The sequence below is a fragment of the Candidatus Palauibacter sp. genome (genome assembly GCF_965237495.1).
In the GTDB taxonomy this organism is placed as follows: Bacteria; Gemmatimonadota; Gemmatimonadetes; order Palauibacterales; family Palauibacteraceae; genus Palauibacter.
The window spans coordinates 834,362-855,406 of record NZ_OZ250143.1 but is presented as its reverse complement, the minus strand read 5'-3'; the positions used below and the strand labels follow the sequence as shown (position 1 = coordinate 855,406).

At 65.3% G+C, this 21,045-nt stretch carries 14 protein-coding genes; 5 read left to right on the top strand and 9 right to left on the bottom strand.

Features of this window, described 5'->3' with window-relative positions; genetic code table 11:
- Window positions 1–167: 167 nt before the first annotated feature.
- Window positions 168–2,180, bottom strand: coding sequence for a hypothetical protein (locus ACPXY0_RS03580; protein ID WP_423928550.1), 2,013 nt, complete (start codon window positions 2,178–2,180; stop codon window positions 168–170).
- Window positions 2,181–2,448: 268 nt separating this feature from the next.
- Here ACPXY0_RS03580 and ACPXY0_RS03575 point away from each other — a divergent pair, with 268 nt between their 5' ends.
- The 4 genes from ACPXY0_RS03575 (at window position 2,449) to ACPXY0_RS03560 (ending at window position 5,832) form a co-directional block, all read left to right on the top strand.
- Entirely contained in the window at window positions 2,449–2,613 is a 165-nt protein-coding gene (locus ACPXY0_RS03575) for a hypothetical protein (RefSeq protein WP_423928548.1), read from the top strand.
- Between the two features lie 261 nt (window positions 2,614–2,874).
- Window positions 2,875–3,969, top strand: coding sequence for a DUF262 domain-containing protein (locus ACPXY0_RS03570; RefSeq protein ID WP_423928546.1), 1,095 nt, complete (start codon window positions 2,875–2,877; stop codon window positions 3,967–3,969).
- Window positions 3,966–5,093, top strand: a complete 1,128-nt coding sequence (locus ACPXY0_RS03565; RefSeq protein ID WP_423928544.1) for an AAA family ATPase — start codon at window positions 3,966–3,968, stop codon at window positions 5,091–5,093. The genes ACPXY0_RS03570 and ACPXY0_RS03565 overlap by 4 nt, the downstream gene beginning before the upstream one ends.
- A gap of 43 nt (window positions 5,094–5,136) precedes the next feature.
- Window positions 5,137–5,832, top strand: a complete 696-nt coding sequence (locus ACPXY0_RS03560) for a hypothetical protein (protein ID WP_423928542.1) — start codon at window positions 5,137–5,139, stop codon at window positions 5,830–5,832.
- 864 nt (window positions 5,833–6,696) lie between these two features.
- On the opposite strand, the gene ACPXY0_RS03555 is transcribed toward ACPXY0_RS03560, so the two are convergent.
- From ACPXY0_RS03555 to ACPXY0_RS03535, 5 genes are all read right to left on the bottom strand, one after another.
- Window positions 6,697–9,603 (bottom strand): AAA family ATPase, encoded by a 2,907-nt coding sequence (locus tag ACPXY0_RS03555; RefSeq protein ID WP_423928540.1) that lies wholly within the window; start codon window positions 9,601–9,603, stop codon window positions 6,697–6,699.
- Complete coding sequence (locus tag ACPXY0_RS03550) at window positions 9,600–10,748, bottom strand: metallophosphoesterase family protein (RefSeq protein WP_423928538.1); 1,149 nt, start codon at window positions 10,746–10,748, stop codon at window positions 9,600–9,602. Before ACPXY0_RS03550 ends, ACPXY0_RS03555 begins: the two co-directional genes overlap by 4 nt.
- A 102-nt stretch (window positions 10,749–10,850) precedes the next feature.
- Window positions 10,851–12,572: an ATP-binding protein gene (locus ACPXY0_RS03545; RefSeq protein ID WP_423928536.1), complete on the bottom strand. Its 1,722-nt coding sequence runs from the start codon at window positions 12,570–12,572 to the stop codon at window positions 10,851–10,853.
- A gap of 90 nt (window positions 12,573–12,662) precedes the next feature.
- Window positions 12,663–13,619 (bottom strand): hypothetical protein, encoded by a 957-nt coding sequence (locus tag ACPXY0_RS03540; RefSeq protein WP_423928534.1) that lies wholly within the window; start codon window positions 13,617–13,619, stop codon window positions 12,663–12,665.
- Window positions 13,620–13,632: 13 nt separating this feature from the next.
- Window positions 13,633–14,535: a DUF6119 family protein gene (locus tag ACPXY0_RS03535; RefSeq protein WP_423928532.1), complete on the bottom strand. Its 903-nt coding sequence runs from the start codon at window positions 14,533–14,535 to the stop codon at window positions 13,633–13,635.
- Window positions 14,536–14,640: 105 nt separating this feature from the next.
- Between ACPXY0_RS03535 and ACPXY0_RS03530 the strand changes: the two genes are divergently transcribed.
- Window positions 14,641–15,876 carry an IS256 family transposase gene (locus tag ACPXY0_RS03530; protein WP_423928530.1) on the top strand — a complete coding sequence of 412 codons (1,236 nt, stop codon included), beginning with the start codon at window positions 14,641–14,643 and terminating at the stop codon, window positions 15,874–15,876.
- A gap of 6 nt (window positions 15,877–15,882) precedes the next feature.
- On the opposite strand, the gene ACPXY0_RS03525 is transcribed toward ACPXY0_RS03530, so the two are convergent.
- The 3 genes from ACPXY0_RS03525 to ACPXY0_RS03515 form a co-directional block, all read right to left on the bottom strand.
- Window positions 15,883–16,029: a hypothetical protein gene (locus tag ACPXY0_RS03525; protein WP_423928528.1), complete on the bottom strand. Its 147-nt coding sequence runs from the start codon at window positions 16,027–16,029 to the stop codon at window positions 15,883–15,885.
- Entirely contained in the window at window positions 16,019–19,309 is a 3,291-nt protein-coding gene (locus ACPXY0_RS03520; RefSeq protein ID WP_423928526.1) for a helicase-related protein, read from the bottom strand. Before ACPXY0_RS03520 ends, ACPXY0_RS03525 begins: the two co-directional genes overlap by 11 nt.
- A gap of 79 nt (window positions 19,310–19,388) precedes the next feature.
- Window positions 19,389–20,876 carry a sigma-70 family RNA polymerase sigma factor gene (locus tag ACPXY0_RS03515; RefSeq protein WP_423928524.1) on the bottom strand — a complete coding sequence of 496 codons (1,488 nt, stop codon included), beginning with the start codon at window positions 20,874–20,876 and terminating at the stop codon, window positions 19,389–19,391.
- Window positions 20,877–21,045 lie beyond the last annotated feature (169 nt).

The following is a 21,045-nucleotide window of genomic DNA, read 5'->3' as shown; positions in this document are numbered from 1 at the left end:
CCGATAGCCGCCGAGATCCAGCTTCAGATCGAAGCACCACATCGCGTCCGGGGCACCCAGCTTGGTTCCGCGTCGGGGAACACCCCCGTTCCTCTCAACGCGCCGGAGGGTCACGGTTGCGCGACCGCTGGGGATCGAGACCCGTCCGGTGCGGTTGAACCGCCGAATCATGGCGCTCTCGCCTCCGCCTCTGGGGACGCAGCGATTTTGCCGACGAGCGGCAAGACTTTCACGACCAGATCGCGCTCATCAAAGCCCGTTACGCCCAGCGAGAAGTCCGGTCCCCGCACCCGGAGGTGGAACTCGTTATCGGACCTTACGTCGGCCTCGCAGTCCTCCGATTGCATGTGTAGCTGACCGTTCCGGAGCGAGAAGTCAGGGTATCCCGCCCTGAATCCGGCGTCGAACCGGGAGAACGCCGTCTTGGTCGTGCCGCGGGCGACATCGTAGGCCATCCGCACCGCGAACGTCCTTCCCGAGGGGTCCGCGTTTCCGGCTGGCTTCAGGCGAAACCCACCCGGGACACGGTCGATGCGGAGCGAGAACCTGTTCTCGGGCGGGACAGGGGGCGGCCGTGGCCGCCCCGGCCCGGGTCCGCGCCGCCCTCCGGTATCGCCGGGGAAGAGGTCGGAGAGCGCATCGCGCCGCACGTCGGCCGGTTTCTCCGCCAAGGCCTCGAGAATCCGGGCCGCGGCGTTCTGCACCTCTCGGACCCGCTCGGCCGCGGCGGGCCATCCCTTCTCCTTCAGACGCGGCGCATCGGCCCGCCACTTCTCGTGCGCGGGACCCTCGGCATCGCGGAGCAGGTGCCCCAGATCGGACGTGTTGTCCACAACGATCAGCGCCCTGGCGTGATGCCTGGTCAGATAGTCCATCTGGGGGATGTGGAGATGACCGCGCACGTAGTAATCATGCCCCCCGGCGAGGCTGTCGTCGCCCTCCAGGAATACCTTGAAGCTGTTCGCCTTGCCGCCGACCTTTGACCACACGCGAAACGCGAGCCGCCGACCCTCTCTGTAGCGTGCACGGAGACTCTCCACCTGGTCGGGCGCAAGCGCCGGTTTGTTGCGCCGGGCATCGGCTTCGACCAGCCCGTCTTCCTGCTGCTGTCCCCACTTGTCGAGTTCGATCACGCGTATGAGGGCTGCCGCGCGCTGTTCCGGATCGTCCTCGGCGCCATCCCCCGTCCGGCGGGCCTCGTCCACGATGGTCGCGGCGTCGATTCTGCGCCCGGGCTCGTCCGGAGAGGCGATTTCCACGACGAGGTCCCCCGCGATGATCGGGTGGAAGTACTGCCGGATGACAGCGCGGGCCAGGTTCGTCGGGTCGGTCAGCTCGTCCATGGGGTGCGGAATCACGACCGAAGTGCCCGCGTCGCCATCCGGGCGGAGCCCGAAGTCGCTCATCGCCGCATGCACGAAACACGCCGTGCCGTCCTTACCGAGTCTGTCCGGGTTCGGCCGGAGACCCGCCGACTCGACGGGCATCGGCAGCCAGTCCTTGTCATCCTCCGTCGATCCGGCCGCGAAGAAGCCGACGGGCGGGTACTTCCGGTCGCCCAGCTCGTGCAGCTTGAGCATCGTTTGGCCCATGAGCAGGAGCCGCCGTTCCCCCGCTCGGCGCGTGACGCCAAGAAAGGCGTTCAGCTTCGATGCATCGGGGAACACCCACTTCCCGAGCCCCCAGGATCCGCCGGCGTCCTCGTCCTTCGGAGAGATGCCGATCGACCGGAAGAAGCCCCAGAAGTCGTTGCCCCGCGCCTGAATGTCATTGGCCGTGATGTCGCCCAGGAGACCCTTCGTCCCGAAGTCCTCCACGACGAGAAACGGCAACGGACCCTTGAGAAGGGCTTCGCGGCCCTGGAGTTCCCGGCGCCGGTCGCTGTCTCTTTCGGCGTTGGCGCTCTCGGCGCGCATTACGGCCTCGAAGTGAGGCTGCAATCCCGTCAGGTAGCGGTCGGCCCGTTCGCCGGGCACGGCCCCATTCGGTCCACTAATCGTGAACCGGACCGTGACCGGTTTCCGCCCGGCCCGGGCGTCGAGGGAGTTCTGCACCGATTCCCGAATAAATCGTTCGGGAAGGTGCGCGCTGAAGAACTCACCCTGAATGGGGTTCTGATTCGGCTCCGACGGAGCCATCGCGCGGAAGCGCCAGCGGGGGAGATCTGGTCGGTTCGCCATCAGTAGATGGGGTTGTTCACCGGCGCGTCGGGCTCTCCTGAATAGAGGTCGCGCCACGGAAGTACGACACGCCCGGCGTCCCGGTCAACCCCCGGGCGCACCCCTGGACCTTGCGGTTTACCGGAATGCCAACGATCCGCATGGTTCCGCCAACTCGACGAGTGTCTCTTTGCGAGCAACCGCCCACACCGCCCCCTGGCCCCATCAGCGACGGCGCCGCCCTACCCGGCCCTGCACGCTGTCGCACAGGCGGGCGAAGTTCTGCCGGGTGAGCGAGGACCAGAGCCAGCTGGCGTGGCACACGGGGCACCTCGAGCTGTTCGACCGCTGCGGGGGCGTGCCGCTGCGGGTCCGGATCGACAACCTGAAGACCGGGGTGGCCGGGGGAGCCGGTCCGACGGCGGTGGTGCCCAACACTTCTCCTGGGGTCTGACGGTGCGTGCCGGACACGATGGGGTCGCCCTTGAACCGAGTTGCTCCAGCCTTACGTTCCGTACGCCTGCGACCTGCAGCCGGCCGGGGGACAACCCGATGGCGCAGGCACGCCTCGCGATTTTGAGGAACAACGATGGGCACCGACGCGCGGCAGAAACAGGAAGGGCGACCCACAGCCCCCGGCGGTCGGGAGCAGGGGGAATCTGCGTTCGATCCCGGCGCCAGGTTCCCAGAGGAGGGAGAAACCGCCGGGGAGGGTGTGGAGAAGGAGGTTCTCGAAGTCGACCCGGATGATGACGGTCAGATCCTCGAGCCCTTCGACGCCACCAGGATAAGTATCGTGACCCGTGAGCCCTCGCTGGACCTCGTGATGCAGCGAGTCGACAGAGGCGAGATCGAGCTGCGGCCCGACTTCCAGCGCTCAGACGACATCTGGCCACCCCGCGACCAGAGCCGTCTGATCGAATCCCTGCTACTCCGCATTCCTCTCCCCGTCTTCTATGTGGCCGCCGATCGCGACGACAACTGGAGGGTTGTCGTCGGGCTCCAGCGGCTCACCGCGCTGAGCAGGTTCATCGTCCACGGGGAGTTGCGCCTGAAGGGCCTGGAGTATCTCCACCAGTTCGAGGGGAAATCCTACGCCGGTCTGCCTCGTCCCATGCAGCGTCGCATCAACGAGACCCAGCTCTCGTTCCATGTGATCGAGCCCGGAACTCCGCCCGAGGTGATGTACAACGTATTCAAGCGAATCAACACGGTCGGGAAGCCCCTCGCGGGCCAGGAAATCCGCCACGCGCTCAATCCGGGCCCCGCCCGCGACCTCCTCCGCTCACTCTCCGAGTCCGACGAGTTCCTGGCGGCCACGGACGGTACTGTGCGTGCGAGACGGATGGCGGACCGCGAGTGCGTCTTGCGGTTTCTCGCATTCCGGGGCCTCGGCCTGGACGCGTACAACGGCAAGCTGGATGACTTCCTGATGAGAGCCATGCGGTTTCTGAACCAGCGGCCCGAGCTGTACGAGTCCTTGGCCGCGGACTTCCTCCGCGCCATGTCGCTGGGCGCGACGCTGTTCGGGAAGGAGGCGTTTCGCAAGCCGACGCGGCCCGGTTACTCGGGCGGGCGGAGCCCGGTGAACAAACCGCTGTTCGAGAGTCTCGCGGTGGCGCTGGCCCGAGTCCCCCGGGACGGTCGCCATCGCCTCCTCGAACGCCGCGATGGCATCATGAGCGGCCTCGCCTCCCTCATGGAGGATCCGGTGTTCATGGAGAGCATCAGCGTGGGAACGCAGACGACGAAACAGGTCCGGACCCGCTTCGGCGAGACTCGGGCTCTCATCGAGAGGGCGCTTTCATGATCCGCGAACTCAAGCTCCGGAACTTCAAGTGTTTCCGGGAGCAGACCATCCCGTTTGGCGGTCTCACGGTCCTGGCGGGCCTGAACGGGACGGGCAAGAGCAGCGTGATCCAGGCGCTGCTGGTGCTTCGCCAGTTCACCGGCAGCACTCGGCCGCCGTGGCGGGGTCCGCTGGTGAACATCGGCTCCTTCCAGGACGTGCTTCACGACGAGGAGGAGGAGGACGTGATCGGGTTCGAGATCACGTTCGACGCGGGTGGCCACGGCCACCCTACCTATGCGCTTCCGGGCGGCGACCGGAAGACTGTCGACTCAACGTGGAACTCCGCCGCCGCGCGGCAGATGCGCTGCCTTTCCTACCTCTCGGCTGATCGCCATGGACCTCAAGAGACGCTGCCCTTCTTCCACGAGGGACACACGTCCCCCACACCGCTGGGGCCGAGGGGAGAACACGTGCTGTGGTATCTTGAGAAGACCGGCGACGCGCAGGTCGGCGAGACGCTGCGGCACGCCGCGCAGCCCAAGACGACCCTGGCGGCGCAGACCAACGCCTGGCTGGGGGCGGTCAGCCCTGGTACTGAACTCAGGATCAGAGTGTTGCCGGAGGCGGACCGCGCCGTGGCGTCCTATCGCGTTTCTCGCCCCGGGGATGTCCCGAGCACCCCGTTCCGGGCCGGGAACGTGGGGTTCGGAGTAAGTTACGCACTCCCACCGATCGTCGCGCTTCTGGCTCCCCTACATGATGGAATGTCTCCGCACGGTGCCGACGCCCACGGGAACATCGTGCTCATAGAGAACCCCGAAGCGCATCTTCACCCCAGCGGCCAGACTTCCATGGCGGAGTTGGCGGCCCGCGCCACGGCGAACGGCTCGCAAGTCATTCTCGAGACGCACAGCGACCACATACTGGACGGAGTTCGAATCGCGGTGCGCGAGGGTATCCTGGCGCCCGAGCAGGTGATGATTCACTACTTCGAGCGGGATGGCCTCGCCGTGCGTCTCGCGACGCCGGTCGTGAGCGCTACGGGGCGGCTCGACATGTGGCCGCAGGGGTTCTTCGACCAGCAGGAACGCAACCTGTCGCGGCTCATCGGCCCGGCGGGCGCGGCCTCCGCGACCCCATGACCGCTACCCCGACGGCGAGCGAGCCCGAGCCGCTCTGGTTCACATGAACGGGCGCCCCGCAACGCTGGTCTCCGTCGACGAGGCCGTCCTCTGGTCGTCGCAGCTTGCGACCGGGTACACGGTGACCGATTGGCTCGCGGACGCCGACCGAGACCAAAAACGCCTTCTGATGCGAATCGCGACGAAGACCGGCTTCCCGGAGGAAGCGGGCCAGGCGCTCCGCGATCGCTTCCTCCTGTCCGAGTTCCTGCTTACCGACGACGAATCTCCCGATGCCGCGGCCGACGCGCGGGCTCTGGGCATGGCCTTCCTCCTCCGGGGCATCGCGGTCAGTCTTCCGTCCGAAGCACGTTGGAGAGAGACCACGATTGTCCTCCGACACGTTTGGCTCGACGAGAGAGGCGCCGAAGTCGATGCACAACTCAACCGGCTGCCCGCAGGCCTGCTATCCGCGGTCATCGGAAAGTTGATCGTCCTGGACCAGGCTTCCCGCGCGTGGCGCGCAGACAGGGCTTCGACATCCCCCGCCCTCCCCCGGTGCAACCCCGAGAGCGAGCCGACCATGCAGCAATACGGGGACCTCCGCGTGTTCCGCGACCGCGCGGGCGTCAAGCGCACGTACAAGCTGCACGCGATGGTAGGCTCCGCATACAGGATTCACCTCATAATCCTGCACGAGTCCCGCGCCCTGGAAATCGGCTACATCGGCAAACACCTCCCTACGTCGCGGCACCACTGAGTACGAGCACCGTTCCGCGATCTCCCGGCGCGGCGGCGGATGTCGGTGCTTGCTGTTCGGCTTCCGCTCGAGCCGTTCCCGGAGTCGCTCGGTGTGGTCGACGCACTCAGCGGGCGGGCGCGGCAATCGCGTTGACGGACCCCGCGAGATCCTCGAGAGCGCACGGTGACGCGAGGTCTCGAATCGCAGCCAGCCCCATCGACTTTCCGGGAAGGCAAGTCGCGCTCCCTGACCACGTAGAACTCCCAACTCGTCGAATCTCGTTGGTCTTCCGCTTCCCCCATCTCACCTGCCAGGCGAACACGTAGACATCCGCGTGGCGTCCGGGTCGCGACACGCAGCCTCCCTCTTTCTCGTCCCAACAGACCCATCCCGGTGCGATACCGAATCGGGGAGCTGCTCCTGTCACCGCCCCACGCCTGCGTGGCCGCCCACTGCTTGACCTTCGACCGAACGCCTGATTCGTCCTCGAAGTCCCATGCCTCCCTCGTCGCATAGCTGGCGGGACCCGAGGCGTCCTCGGGAACGACCCCGACCCACGACACCGGCCGACAAGGAACCGGCGAGATCTTCCCGGCGCGTGGGGTTGGGCGGTTGCCCTGCCCTGTTGGGGTGGCCCAGCCCGCCCGCTCGGCGATACTCCCGGTTGGAAATCGCGCGCTGCAGGCTATCCATCGTCGAGTAGTACGCGTCCATCACGTCGTCGGACCCATCAGCCTTCGACAAGTACGTCCCGGCCGCCCCAGATGCCTTTGTCGGTTGCGGGGTGCCTTCCGGAGCCAACAGCGCGCTTAGCCACTTCAGGATGAACATCGAACGCCACCTCCATTAGGACGTGTCACGATGACACGGCTCCGAGTGGGCCTAACGGACTCCTACGACGGTCCCGCCGACCTTCCGCTCTACGCTGAGGCCGTCCGGGATGCGTTCCGCCAAGGTGGGGACGTGCGTGATGATGCCCACCATCCGCTCCCCGTCGCGGAGCCGTTCCAACGCTTCGACGGCCTGATCGAGGCTCTCGGGATCCAGCGTACCGAAACCCTCGTCGATGAACATCGCGTCGAGACGGGCCCCCGCCGAGTGTCCAGCTATGTCGGCGATGCCATGCGCCAGGGCGAGGGCGAGGGCAAGCGACGCGAGGAACGTCTCGCCGCCCGAGAGCGTCACCACACTCCGGCGCTCGTCCGCGTTGGCGTGGTCCACGACCGAGAAGTTGTTCCTGGATGACGCGAGACTGTACTGCCCGGCCGAGATCTTCCGGAGTTCGTTTGACGCCCGCAGCGCGAGATCCTCGATGCTCTCGTCGAGGAGGAAGCCGATGAATCTGTCGGTCTTCAATTCGTTGGCGACCTTCTCGTACCGGCGCATACGGCCGCGCTTCTCCTCGATTTCCGCTTCCATGTTCGCCTTACGGTCGAGCCGTCTCTCAAGTACCGCGATGTCGTGTGCGCACTGATCGGCGAGCCGACGGGCCTCGTGGGCGGCCTTCTCGAGCGCAGCGGTAGCGTCGACGGCGTCCAGCGGCGCCGCATCGACCCCGGCCGTAGAGGCGTGGGTTCGAATCGAGGCGTCGAGCGTAACGAGTTCGCTCTCCAATTCCGCAACTCTCCGGCCGGCGGCTTCGCGCAGGGTACCGGCGTACACCTCGAGCTTCGTGGTCTCCGCCTCCGGGTCCTCGGAATCGGCCGGCGCGGGAGGGGCTGAAGCCTCGACCGCCAGACGACCGAGTTGCTCATGGCGCTCCCCAAGCAGCGTTCGCTGATGAGCACGCTGCCGGTCGAGTGCGGCCAGACCGTCCGTCACGGCCCTCCGCGCCTCGGCCACCTCCCGGTATGCTTCTTCGGCCGTCTCGCAAGCGGTTTCAGCCGCACTTCGTGCCTCGGTCGCTTCTTGCAGCCGCTGACGCCGCGCCTCGATCGCCTCTTCGACCGGTTCCGGGAGCGGGTCACCGAGACCATCGCTCAGCCGTTGATTGGCGGCCTCCACCCTCTCCCACGCCAAGTCGCGCGCCTTTTCGGCTTCCACTCGGGTGGCTTCGAGCGCAGCCAGTGCGGCCTTTGACGCGGCAACCTCGTCCAGGATCGCTCTCGCGCGGCTTTTCTCGGTCTCCCGGCGCTCCTTGGCTTCCTTCTCGACCTCGGCGGCATTCGTTCCTTCCGCCCTGGCGTCCCCGAGTGCCAGCGGGTCTTCCAGCTCTCGTAATTGTCGTTCAAGGGCTTTCGCGGCGGCCTCGCCCTCCTCGAACTTCGCTCGCAGAGCAGAAAGCTCCCTTTCGATGGCGACCACCAGCTCTCGTGCCTCTCGGACCGCGGAATCATGCGCGGTGAGCACCGATTCGATCTCAGCGTCCGTCGTCGGGAGTTCCTCGACGGACGCACCGCAAACGGGGCACTCGTCGCCGTGGCGGAGGTGCGTCCTCAGCCCCGCCGCGCGGTGTGCGGTCTCGACGGCCCGGAACTCGACCTCTTGCTGGTCCCGGTTCTTGATCGCCTCCTTGCACCGGGCTTCGGCCTCCGCCACCTGGTCGCGAAGCGCGTCGAGTCGCGCCACCTTCGCGTTGTGATCCCGGCTTAGCTCCTCCGCGCGCTCCGCAATCCTGAGTGCTTCCTCGGCGGATCTCCGCGCCTCGATGGCCGCCTCGTGAGCCTGGGTCGCCTCCGCCTCGGCGGTGGCTACGGACTCTTGCCTCGCCCGCAGCTGCTCAGCCCGCGACGCGGCCTCACCCCGAGCCTCATCGTTCTGCTTGAGTTCTGTGGAGCGGCGTTCAATCTCCTTGTCCGCTTCCCTCAGCGACTTGGCGTCCGCCTTGAGCGTCGCCAGCACCCCTTCCCCTCCCGTCTCCGCCGCGGTCTCATCCCACACCTCCCGTGCCCGACGCCGTGCCTCCTGCGCCTCGGACCGCGCGCGTTCCGCAGCATCGAGCGCGGCCCCGGTCTCCGCGTCGCGGACGCTCTGTTCTCTCAAGCCGGAAGCCGCCTCGTCGAGCTGTGCTTCCTGAGCCTCCAGGCTGACGACCAGAGCTCGGATATCGCGGCGGCGGGCGCTGATCTTCTCTCGCTCGGCAAGGCTGCTCCGGGCCTCGCCGTACGCCTCCTCCACGGTGCCCGCCGCTTCCTCCGCATCCCGGGCTCTTGTCCGGGTCTCCTCCAGCGCCTCGCTCGTGGCGTCTCCGTACTCCTGGGCGAGCAGTTCCTCGACAGCCCCGACGGCAGTACGGAGGTCGCTCGCCTCTTGCCGCGCGAGCTTCCCCGCGCGCCGGAATCGGTCCAGGTCCAAGAGGCGGATCAGGATGTTGCGCCGCTCGTTTACGTTCCCCTTGAGGAACGTTGCGAAGTCGCCCTGGGGGAGTAGCACGGCCGTCGTGAACGACTGGTAGTCGAGGCCGAGAATCTCGACCACACGCTCGTTCACGGCCATCACTCCGCCGCGCTCCACCTCGGGAACTGGGGTCTCACCCTCCATCCGTTCCAGCGTAGCGGATTGGGCCCCCCGTCTAGGGATCTTGCGGGCCACTCGGTAGTCGGTGCCCGCCACGCGAAAATCCAACTGGACCTTGACCTGCGATGCCCCGAGCGAGATCAGTTCCTTCAGGTCCTGTTTACCGGCACGCGGCACCATCCCGTACAGGGCCAGGGTGACCGCGTCCAGGATGCTCGTCTTGCCGGATCCGGTGGGCCCCGTGATGACGAACAGATCCAACTCACGGAAGTCGATCTCTTGAGGCTTCCGGAACGAAGTAAATCCTTCCACGAGCAAACTGACGGGCCTCATCGCGCCACCTCCATCAGGAGCGATTCGAACAGATCCAGTTCGTCCTGATCGGGGTCGGCTGCCTGTTTTTCTCTCAGGTAGTGAGCGTATTGCTCGCGGGGCGTGAGTCCACGGATTCTGGTCTCCGTCTGCGTTTCCTCGCGCGGATAGTCCAGCCGCACCTCGAGCGCGTCGGGGAGCAGCGCCCTCACCTGGTCCCCGAGCCCCGGAAACGGCCCTCCGCACTTGAGGTTGACGCGCAGGAAGGCATCTCCCAGCGCATCTTTTTGTGCATCGATTTCTTCGTAGGTTCCGCTCACATCGCGGAGACGCCGCCCGCCGGTCATGGGCTCGGTCCGGACCTCCGCCGGCTGCCCTGGCTTGAGTTCGACGATGTTGACGGATTTCTGCTGTTCGACCTCCCCGAAATCGAGCTGGAGCGGAGATCCGGAGTAGTATGCGGGACGTGACGAACCCGGGACCCGCTGCGGACGGTGAACGTGCCCCAGGGCCGCGTACTGCACCTCGGGTAGCGCCTGGGGCGTGATGGCGAAGAGATGCCCGATCGTAAGCTGTCGCTGTCCCTCGCCGGGTCTGGATCCCGACACGAAGAGATGGCCCGCGAAAGCGGTGCACGTGGAGGGGTCCAGGGGCTCGCAGAGCTTCTCGATGAGTAGCCTCATCTCCTCCGCGTAGCTCTGGAAGGCCTCCCCCGGAAGCCCCATGAGTTCGCGCGCCCCGAAGAGTTGCCGCTCGAAGACCCAGGGGAGAACCGCGATCTGGAGTTCCGCAGAGTTGTCGCGGGCCCCGATCCGGACTATCCCGCCGACGTCCGGTCGCCGCACTTCCGGCACCACCCGGACCATGAAGCGCCTCAGGAGAGGCTCCAACGCCCTCCATCGTCGGGCATGATCATGGTTCCCGGGGACGAGGAGGACTGGAATCTCCCGGCGCTCCATCTCCACCAGCGTATCGTAGACGATCTTCTCCGCCGCAGCTGATGGCGCTATGTGGTCGAAGACATCCCCGCACACGAGCACGGCATCAACCGCCTCGCGTTCCGCGATATCCACGATCTCGGTGAGCACCTCCCGGGCTTCGTCGAGCCGTGAGCGGCGGGCAAGCGTCTTCCCTACATGCCAATCCGATGTGTGAAGGATCTTCATCCGCAGAGTCTCTTCCAAGGGTGGGCCATCGCGGCGATCCGATGGGCGGAATCTCGAGGGTGTGACGGCTCGTTCAGCTCTCCCGTCCTGACGACGACCCCCTCATGCATCGTCTTCGGGCTTCGGTCGCTCGAATCTCGCGAACGGATCCTGCGTTTCCGACACGGATCCTGCCTCACTGGAGCGCGTGGCCCAGGACGGGAACGGAAAGGTGACCTCGAGCGGCAGGGGGAGGTGCGGCTGCTGCAGAAGCATCGTGCCCGGCTTCAAGAGGACGGCCCGCTGGCGGGCCGTCTCGGTGAGGAACCCGTACTCGGCGCGGGCCGCTTCAGCGGGATCCAGCCGCCCCACGACGCGGATCGCCGCGTTGGCCACGATGCGGCGCTCGATCTCGCTGGCGGTCTGCTGGGCTCCGATCAGGATCACGCCCAGGCTCCGCCCCCGCTCGGAGATGTCGAGGAGGACTTCCTTGATGGGCGACCAGCCGTCGCGGGGCGCGTACTTGTTCAACTCGTCGAGAACCAGGAAGACGAGCGGACGCGCCGTGCCGGCGGCTTCCTTCTGCTCGAAGAGTCGCTTCACGACGACACCGACGACGAACCGCTTCGCTCGGTCGTGCAGGTTGTGGATGTCGATGACCGAGACCTGCTTGCCTTCCCAATCGATCCGGTGCTTTTCCGGGTCGGGCGTCTCGTCGCCCCTGATCAGGTGCCCGCAGTGAAACCGCGCGCTCTGCAGCCGGCGCAGGAAGGCGGCCACCGTCCCCGGCGCCGCGTATCCCGCCCAGTTCGACCCGTCGGTCGAGAGCCGTTGCTCGATGAGGTCACAGAGCGCCGCGAACGACCTGATATGGCGCGAACCCCCATCGTCGTCGGTGAAGCGCACGGTGGACGGGCTGTCCGGAACGTCCTCCGCCTCCCGCGCGAGGCCCGCTTCCACGCGTGCTACGATATCGGCGATCTGGCTCCGCTCATCTCCGGCTTCCGCAAACATGAACCTGAGCAATTCGCCCCGGACGACATCGCGCACGGTCCAGAAATACGGCCGGACCCCTTTCTGCCGACTGCCGGTATCCGGTACGGGCTCGCCGCTCTCCCGTCGGGCCGGGGCCCAGATCCCCACCGAGCGGAATGGACCGGGCTCGAGACCCAGCGCTCTGTACCGCTCGCGCGCGGATTCGTCCAGCTTCCGATTGGGTTGGTCCAGGAAGAGCAGGTCCTCCCCCTTGACGTTGAAGACCAGCGCCTTCGTGTTCGCCGCCTCGCGCCCGAGCACGTCCGAGTGAAAGAGGGTGTAGAGGAGAAAGCTCGCGTAGGTCGTCTTCGTGGCCACGCCGGAGACGCCGGAAATGTTGACGTGTGCCCCTCGTTGTCCGTCCAGGAACGAGAGGTCGAGGTACACGGGCAGACGATCCCGGGATTGCCCCGCGACGAGCGTCTTCTCCATGGAGTCGAAGTGAAGCGCCTCGTCGCGTTCCGCGCCCCGCACGCGCACGACTTCCTCGCCCGGCGACGGCGGCACCCATATCTCGGGCTCGACTCGGGTGGTGACGACCCGGGCGGAACTCGCCACCTGAAGTGGCAGAACTCCTTGCTCGGCAAGGAAGACATCGCTCTCGAAGCGGCTCCCCTCGTGCTGGGAACGGACCATTTCCACGACACCGGAGAGCCGCACTTCTCCGACGCCTGGAACCTGGGTGCGGACCAACACCACGTCGTCGAGTTGCACGTATGCCTCGGGACGGATCGCGATCCACCACTTGAGCGGCGTCGAGGGCTCAGTGCCCAGTACGACGCCGACGGGTTGGCTCTCCTGCTCGGACATGTTTCCGGGGCCGCCTTTCAGTGAATCGGTCGAACCTGTATGTCGGCTCCCACCTCTGGATTTCGGCAAGGATTCGACGACACGCGAAGGTCAAGCTGCCGGACCGCCCTCCCGCCACACCGCGGCTTCGAGGGATCGCCGAAGCAGTAGGGGGTCGCCGAGCCGGTGGCGCAACACGGATTCGAGTTTCCCTACGGGGTAGAGGTTCTGGGGCGCACGCGGATCCCGGCCGATGCGTGAGGCGAACCGGGGGAGGATCGCCGCGGTCAGGTCCGCAAGCCGGATTGCCTCATCGATCTCCGATTCCGCCGACACCTCGAGCCGCACGATCCCCGTCATGACTCCATCGATCGGCCGCCCCGACGCGATCCGAACGTACCACGAATATCGGGTCAGCTGCTGGTCTCCGATCCCGAAGAGGGGGGTACGCGTGCCGGGAGCCAGCTCTCCGAGGATGTCCGACCGTTCCGGCGGCAGATAGGCTCTCGACTGGCGCTTGATCAATCCGACGACCGGTCCCGCCACGGAGAAATAGGTGAGCGGTCCGTCGAGGATCAGCAACTCCGCCTCACCCGACCCGAAGATTCGACTGGCGAGATTCGCCTCCGCTTCTCGCATCTGGTTCTGAAGACCCTGCATCGGATCAACCGGAGATCGACCTGAGACACTCCGGCAGGGGTATTGCAGCGACTGGCCTCCGATCCATGCAACGAGGTCCGGATGGCGCAGCCCGCCTCCCACGACCAACGCTCTTCCCACCTCTACTTGGTCGATCGTGGGAGGCTCCGCGGCCCAGGCCGAGCCCACCGCCCAGGATCCCGCGAGCGCCGGGGCGACCAACTCGGCCTCTTCCGCATAGAGTCGCAGGTCGATGCGCCGAACCCCGTCCACGAAGGCGCAACGCGGCAGACGGGTCACCGCCTGCGGCACCCGCGCTTCCCACCGGTCGGTCTCCACCTCAAGGTCCACGGACGCCGGAGCCAGCTCCTCGAATTCAACGGAGCCTCCATACTCGGGATCCCACGGATCTACCCTCAGGCGTGGCATTCCATCCTCCGGATCAATGTCCCCGATCAATCCATGCGAACTCGCACGGATATCCCAAGGCCCGAATCTCCTCTTCAGCCCGCGCCAACGATAACAAACTGAAGAATGACAACTGCCGCGCCCTGGATTCACGAATCACGGCGTACACCACCTTGAAGCCTCGCACGTCGAACCCCTCCCCGGTCGGCGGAATCACGGCCTCGAAGCCCTCATGTCCTAGCTTCACCTGTGCCTCGACAATCTTGCGTCGGATCTCGTCCCGAGACCCTCCATCAATCTTGAGCACTCTCGCAGCCACGACCCCCTGTTGGAACAAGTGACTCAATCGCGAAGCCGCAGATCCATTCTTGACGTGAATCAGTCGCCCATCCCGGCCTAGAAGGTCGCACACCTCGATAGGCGTAGCTGCCCCGGTCGCCCTGATTAGTCGACGATCCAAGCAAAGCAACTCCGTTCCCATTCCGCCTACTCGTTTGTTGTACTCGGGCTCCTTCTCTTCACGCCCCGCGGCCGGCATCTGACCCTTTGGCAGTCTCTCAAACGCCTTCTTCACCTGCACCGCAAGATCCGGATCAATAGCATACCACTTACCACCCGAGAGCACATACAACTCACCATTGATCGGCACTTCACAGCCGATGAATGCACCGATGCTCCAGTGCTTGCCACAACCGTGGCCCCGCTCATCAACCTCGTGGACCCTGTGTCGGTTCAAGTAATCCCTCGAGTACTCGCCGATCCCTCGTTCGCGTAGGGCCGCAACGTATCCAGACAAGTCCAGGTCGCAGTAGCTGATCTTGCTTCTGAAACCACGATATTTGATGTCTCGTACTTGCTCCGGATCGTAAATCTCGGGGAACGCCAGGTGCAACGAATTCTTGACCTCGCCTTGGAGCGCCTCCGTCAGCGCAACCACTAAACGAGGTAGGAACAAAAGGTGTGTAAAAAGGGAGGCGACGTACCTTTCAGCTGACCAGTAACAGCGGATCCGGGGTGAGACCCGGAGAAAGGACGTCGCCTCATGGGCAACGATACGCGGGGAAGGTCGAGCGGGCCAGCGTGGGAGACGCTGGAGGGGTGGGTTCGGGAGGGGGTTCGGGAGATGATCCAGGCGACTCTGGAGGAGGAGTTGACGGAGCTTCCGGGCCGTGGGAAGTCGGAGCGGCGGGCGGCGGTGGACGCGCCGCCGGGCTACCGGAACGGGTACGGCAAGCCTCGGCGTCTGGCGATGAGTTCGGGGACGATCGAGGTGCGGCGGCCTCGGGTGCGGGGCCTGGAGGAGAGGTTCGAGAGCCGGGTGCTGCCGCTGTTCGCGCGGCGGACGCGGGAGGTGGGGGATCTGATCCCGGAGTTGTACCTGCACGGGCTGGCCGGGGGCGACTTCGAGCTGGCGCTGAGGGGACTCCTGGGCGACGGGGCGCCGCTGTCGAAGACCTCGGTGGGCCGGCTGCGCGCGAAGTGGACGGCGGAGTACGAGGCGTGGCGCCGACGGCCGCTGGGGGACCGGAAGGTCGTGTACGCGTGGGCGGACGGGATCTACGTGAAGGCGGGGCTGGAGCGGGACAAGGCGGCGCTGCTGGTGGTCGTGGGCGCCATGAGCGACGGGACGAAGGAGGTGCTGGCGGTCGTCCCCGGCTACCGGGAGTCGACCGAGTCGTGGGCGTCGGTGCTGAGGGATCTGAAGTCTCGGGGCCTGGGAACCCCGAAGCTGCTGGTGGCCGACGGGAACCTCGGGATCTGGGGCGCGGCGCGGGAGGTGTGGCCGGAGGCGGCCGAGCAGCGGTGCTGGAACCACAAGACGACGGGCGTGCTGGACCGGCTGCCGAAAAGAGAACAGGCCGAGGCGAAGACGTTGCTGCGGGCGGTGGCCTACGCGCCGTCGCGGGCGGAGGCGGTGGAGGCGCGCGACGCGTTCGGGGCCCGCTACGGGGCCGCGCAACCGGACGCCGTGTCCGTGCTCGAGGACGACTGGGACCGCATGACCGCCTTCCACGACTTCCCCGAGCCGCACTGGCGGCACCTGAGGACGACCAACATCGTCGAGAGCCCCTTCGCCTCGGTTCGGCTGCGCACCACCGCCGCGAAGCGGTTCAAGCGGGTGGACAACGCCACGGCGCTGATCTGGAGGCTGTTGCTGGTGGCCGAGAAGCGCTTCCGGAAGCTGAACGCTCCCCAGTTGCTCGGGGACGTCTACGAAGGGAGGAGGTTCGAGGACGGAAAGCCCGTCCCGGAAGGTCGGCGGAGGATCGCCGCCTGATGCCTTTTACACACCTCTTGGACCGACCTCGAAGGTGCGCTCGCTCTCGTACCCGAGGCAGCAGAGCAGATCCTTCGCCCGTTCCCGCAGCGAGCCGTTCTCGAACGCGCGAACCGCCTGCGCGATCTGTGCGCGCAGTGCGTCAGTCGCCATGGACTGCCCCGTCCACGATCGCGAGCCAAGTCACTAGCTCGAAATCAAGAGCATCTCTTGGGCGTTCCGACCGCTTCGAGAGCACAGCCCCTCGGCTCCGTGTCAGGCTCGAGAGCTCGGCACGCGCGAATCTCCCCCGGATATCGCGCAGTGCCGCCGCCAGCGGCTTCTCGTACCGGGTCATTTCCCGCCCCTGCCCGGTGTCCCGATCAAAGGCGTTCACGAGGTCGACAAGCGGCTCTGGTCGACCTGAAACCGAGGCTCGGAACATCGACAAGATCTGTTTCGCCTGCGGGAACGAGTAGCGCACGGTTCCGTCGTCTCTCACATAGACAAGGAAGTAGGGGTGGAGACGGTTCGGCGTCCGCCCCGCACCGGCAGTTCGTTGTTTGAGGCAGAAGATCACACCCGGGTGAATCTTCGTGGAATCGGCAGCAGCGGTGGATGGCTCTGGAGGAACGATAGCGCAGATGCCGAACGGCGCGGCCTCGAGTTCAGCCCGGCGGGACTGGAGGTATTCGATCAACTCGGCCAGGAAGTCGTCGAGCGTAAAATCGCTCATGGAGACCCCGTCGTCCACCTCCTCGAGGTCGAGGCTCTCCTCTCGTATCCGCCGAAGCTGCCGGTCCCGGAAGCCTAGTTCGTACTGCGCCGACTGCTCCAGGGCCTCAACCGAATCGGCTGCGAGCAAATCGTCCTGCCCGGTGGCCGCCGCATCGACGAGCGCCATGCGAGACTCGACGCGGTTCTTCAGGTCCAAGTAGCGATCTAGATCCTCCGTGGGCCAGAAGTTGGCCATGGCGACGCGGTGGTTGCGGCTGCCGATCCGATCGATCCGGCCGAAACGCTGCATCAGCCGCACCGGATTCCAGTGGATGTCGTAGTTCACCACCAGATCGCAGTCCTGAAGGTTCTGCCCTTCGGACAGGCAGTCGGTAGCGATCAGGATGTCGATCTCTCCTAGTTCGGTGGACGCCTCCTGTGCCCTTGGGGCGAACCGGGCGAGGATCTCGGCAAACTTCTTAGGCCCTAAGGTGCTGCGGTTGCCGTCACTTCCGGTCACCAAGCCAATGTGAACGCCGAGTGTGGAGCGTACCCAATCCTCAAGGTTCTCATAAAGGTAGCCAGCGGTGTCCGCGAAGGTGGTGAACACCAGCACCTTGCGATTGGGATGGCCATCCTTGTTGGCCGGTGCTTCCTTGACCTTTTTTTCAAGAATCTCCCGCAACTTCGCGAGCTTCGCGTCCCGCTCGACGCCGACCTGGCGCGCCTGGTGGTGGATCTCCACGAACATCTGGCGATCTCTCCGCAAGTCCTCTTGCCAGGCGTTCAGACTTAGGCCGCCAAGGCGGTATCTCCGTCCCTTCCCAAATGTGAACTCATCGTCCTCCTCGTCCTCGTCTGCGAGGAGCGTCACCTGCTGTTTCGTCGGATCGGACAGCCAGCGCTCGATTCTCCGGTCCAGTTCATCCATCTTCTCGAGGATGCGCCCCATCGTGAGGGTGAAGGAGTGGACGGAACTCTCCAGTCTCTTGAGGAGGTTCACGCGCATCATGCCCACCAACCAGTGCTCTCGGTCCCGTTGGTCGAAATTGAATTTCTCCTTCTCAGCATCCAGCTTCGACTTGTCCTTCAAGTACTGCGACGGCATGTAGACTGCGAGACGGAACCGGCTGATCTGTTCGTGCAGATCGTCGTACGAGAGTTGGCCTTCGCTGTCTGTGGGCGGGTGCAGGTTCTCCGGGACATCCCTCGCCGGAAAACCGCCGATCTTCTGCTCGACCTCCGGATATGCGCGACGGATGTGTTGCCGTGAGCGCGCAATGGTTACCGCGTCGAGGATGGCCAAGAAGTCTGCGCCAAGCCGCTCGAGGAGCGCCGCTTTATCCCTCCTATCGTTGCCCGCGCACTCCTTTTCCCACTTCAGAAACTCCCGCTGCGCGAGCCTGAACACGTTTTGAATGTCGTGGACTCCGATGGAGTCGCGGAACGCGTCCATCCGCTTCTCCGTCATGAGGTAGACCTGGTTCCGCAGATCTCGAAGGCTCGTGTTGACGGGCGTTGCCGAGAGCATAAGCACCTTAGTCGAGGCCCCTTCCTTGAGCACCTCCTCCAGCAGGCGGTTGTAGCGGCTGCGAGCGATGAGATTGCCGTCTTCGTCCTTCCTATCCCGTCCCTCGTTGCGGAAATTGTGTGACTCGTCGATCACGATCAGACCAAAAGTGTCCCAGTTGAAGTTGGCTAGATCGGTCAACCCAGCCATGCCTTTCGTGCGGCTTAGGTCGGTGTGGGCGAGGACCGTGTAACCAAAGCGGTCTTCTGCGAGCGGATTGTTGGCCCGCCGAGCCGCGGACGTGTACCGGATCCAGTTCTGCTCAAGTTTCTTCGGGCAGAGAACCAACACGTCCTTGTTGCGGATCTCGAAGAACTTGATAACGGCGAGTGCCGTCAGCGTCTTCCCAAGCCCCACGCTGTCGGCGATGATGCAGCCGTTGTGCCGCGTCAGTCGGTTGATCGCACTCACAGCCCCATCTCGCTGGAACGAGAACAACATCTTCCAGACGTTGGTGTCATGCAGGTGTACGTCCTGGATCAGGCCTTCGCGTTCGGCATGTTCGGCGAGCCTGTCTTCCAGCACGTGGAACAGGGTCTTGTAGTAGACGAACTCTGGCGCGTAGTCCTTGCCCAACCGCGCGAGGGCCGTCAGCACATCCTGTTTTGCGTTCCGCGTCAGGTCACGATCGGACCAGAGCGCGTCGAACCAGCGCAGCAAGGGCTCTCGATCCACTGCGCGACGGACTTCAAGGTTCAGCTCGATGTTCGGGTTCGCGCCGAGCCCGAGGCCGCCGCGCGTGAAGTTCGAACTGCCGAGTACGGCCGCACTCTCTCCGCCGCCCCGAGCCAAGTGGTAGAGCTTTCCGTGTAGGAAGTTGCTCTTCTCGATGGTCCGGACCTCGACCTTGCTTCGGATCCATGCCTCGCACGCGCGAGCGAGCGGCTTCTGCGCCAGCACCCGCTTAAGTTCGATCCCACCGTCGGCCGTGAGCCGGAACGCCTTGTCAGCGTGCCCTCCAGGGTCCATCGCTCCGACGCCCCGCGGCTCGCCGTAGAGAAAACGCATCCCCTTGATCGAGTCCAGCTCAGCTCGCAGGTCGTGATACGCGTAGATCGTGAAGTATGCAGACACGACCGAGAGCCGCGCTCCGGGCGTGATCCGATCCCGTAGGAAGTCGCCAACCCGGCGGGCTTGGTTGTCGATGATCGCTTCATGTCTGGTCATCACTGTAAGACCATTGTATCACCTATGTTCGCGTCGATGCGCATGGGAGCGCCACGATCCGCCGCTTCCCCGTGTCCCGTCAACCAGGCGAGTGCCGGGCCGTCCCTGAGTGGCTGTACGCAGGTCCCCCGTTGGAGGCCACATGCGAAGCGCCGGCGCACCAAAAGCCTCCCAGCGCCTCCCCGTCCGGCGAGGCACGCAGCTTCTCCAAGGCCCGGTTCCGAATCTGCCGGATGCGCTCGCGCGTCACCCCCAGCAGCGAACCGATCTCCTCCAGCGTCATCCCCTCGCCGTCGTCGAGGCCGTAGTAGAGGACGAGCATCTTGCGCTCGCGCTCGGTCAGGTAGCGCTCGAACATCTTCTCGAGGAACTCGCGCCGGGCCTGGTCCTCGACACCCTCCTCGATGTCCGCGCCATCCCTCCCCGAGAAGCGGCCGCCGAACGAGGCGCCGTCGCGGTGGGACTTCTCGACCAGCGCATCCACGCTCAGCTCGGCGGAGGCGACACGGCGCAGCGCCCGCACGGTCTCAACCGGCTCTTCCAGCTCCTCGGCGATCTCCCGGTCCGTCGGCGAGCGGCCCAGCTTCTGGGTGAGCGCCGTCTCCGTCCGGGACAGCTTGACCAGATTCGAGTTCTGGTTGAGCGGGATCCGCACCGAGCGCGTCTGCTCGGCCAGCGCCTGGAGCACCGTCTGCCGGATCCACCACACCGCGTAGGAGATGAACTTCACCCCCTTGTCGGGATCGAACTTCTTGACGGCCTTGAGCAGGCCCTCGTTCCCGATGCACACCAGTTCGGCGAGGTTCAGACCCTGGCCCTGGTACTTCTTCACGTAGGAGATCACGAAGCGCAGATTCCCCGTGACGAGGCGCTCCGCCGCCTGGCGGTCACCGGCACGCGCCTTGCGGGCGATCTCGCGCTCGATCTGCGGGCTCTCGATCAGCGGGTACTGCTGCAAGTCCCGCACGTACAGCAGGTACGGATCAAACGAATCCAGAGCGCGACGGGCCCAGAGCGCCATCTCCCACGCGAGGTGCAGGTCGTCCACGTGACGAACGCCGCGCCTGACCAACCGGTCCAAGGACAGCTCCGCGAGCAGCTCGATGTCTACCGGATCGGGATTATCAGTCCGAATATCCTTGACGAGAGCGACGTGCTCGAGGACATCCCGGCTTGCGTCCTTCTTGTGGGCCCGGCGACGAACGGCCGCGACCGCGAACACCGGCATCTGGTCTCCGCAGTGACGGTAGCGATACGTCACGATGACAGGGATTGCGAAGATGCGGTTGACGGTGTGCGTCATGTTCTTCAGATCCCAGTCGGAGTACTGCCAGGGCACTAGTTCGACGGCAAGGAACAGGACGGATTCCTGACGACCCGTCCTCATACGTCGATGGGAGAAAGAATCCCTAGAAGGCATCTCGTCGACCGTGAACTGGAACAATGCGCGCGCGTTCGACCAAGGCAGGAAGAGCCAGCGTTGCTTCTCGGTGAGATCGCGGCCGAGATCCACGAGGTCCGCGACGCGATCCAGTTCAGGAACACGGTCGCTTCGGTAGCCCAGCACATCGAGCAACTCCGTCACGCCTGGCTGGAGGGGTGTGCTGCCGACTCTGGCGAGGGTTTTGCGAATCCTTGTCTCGAGGTCGCTAGCTATGGGTGTCACGTTGGCTGAGTCTCAAGCCTCCTCGGAGACGCTCATGCGAGCTGCTCAAGCAGTTTCCGGAGTTTTTCAA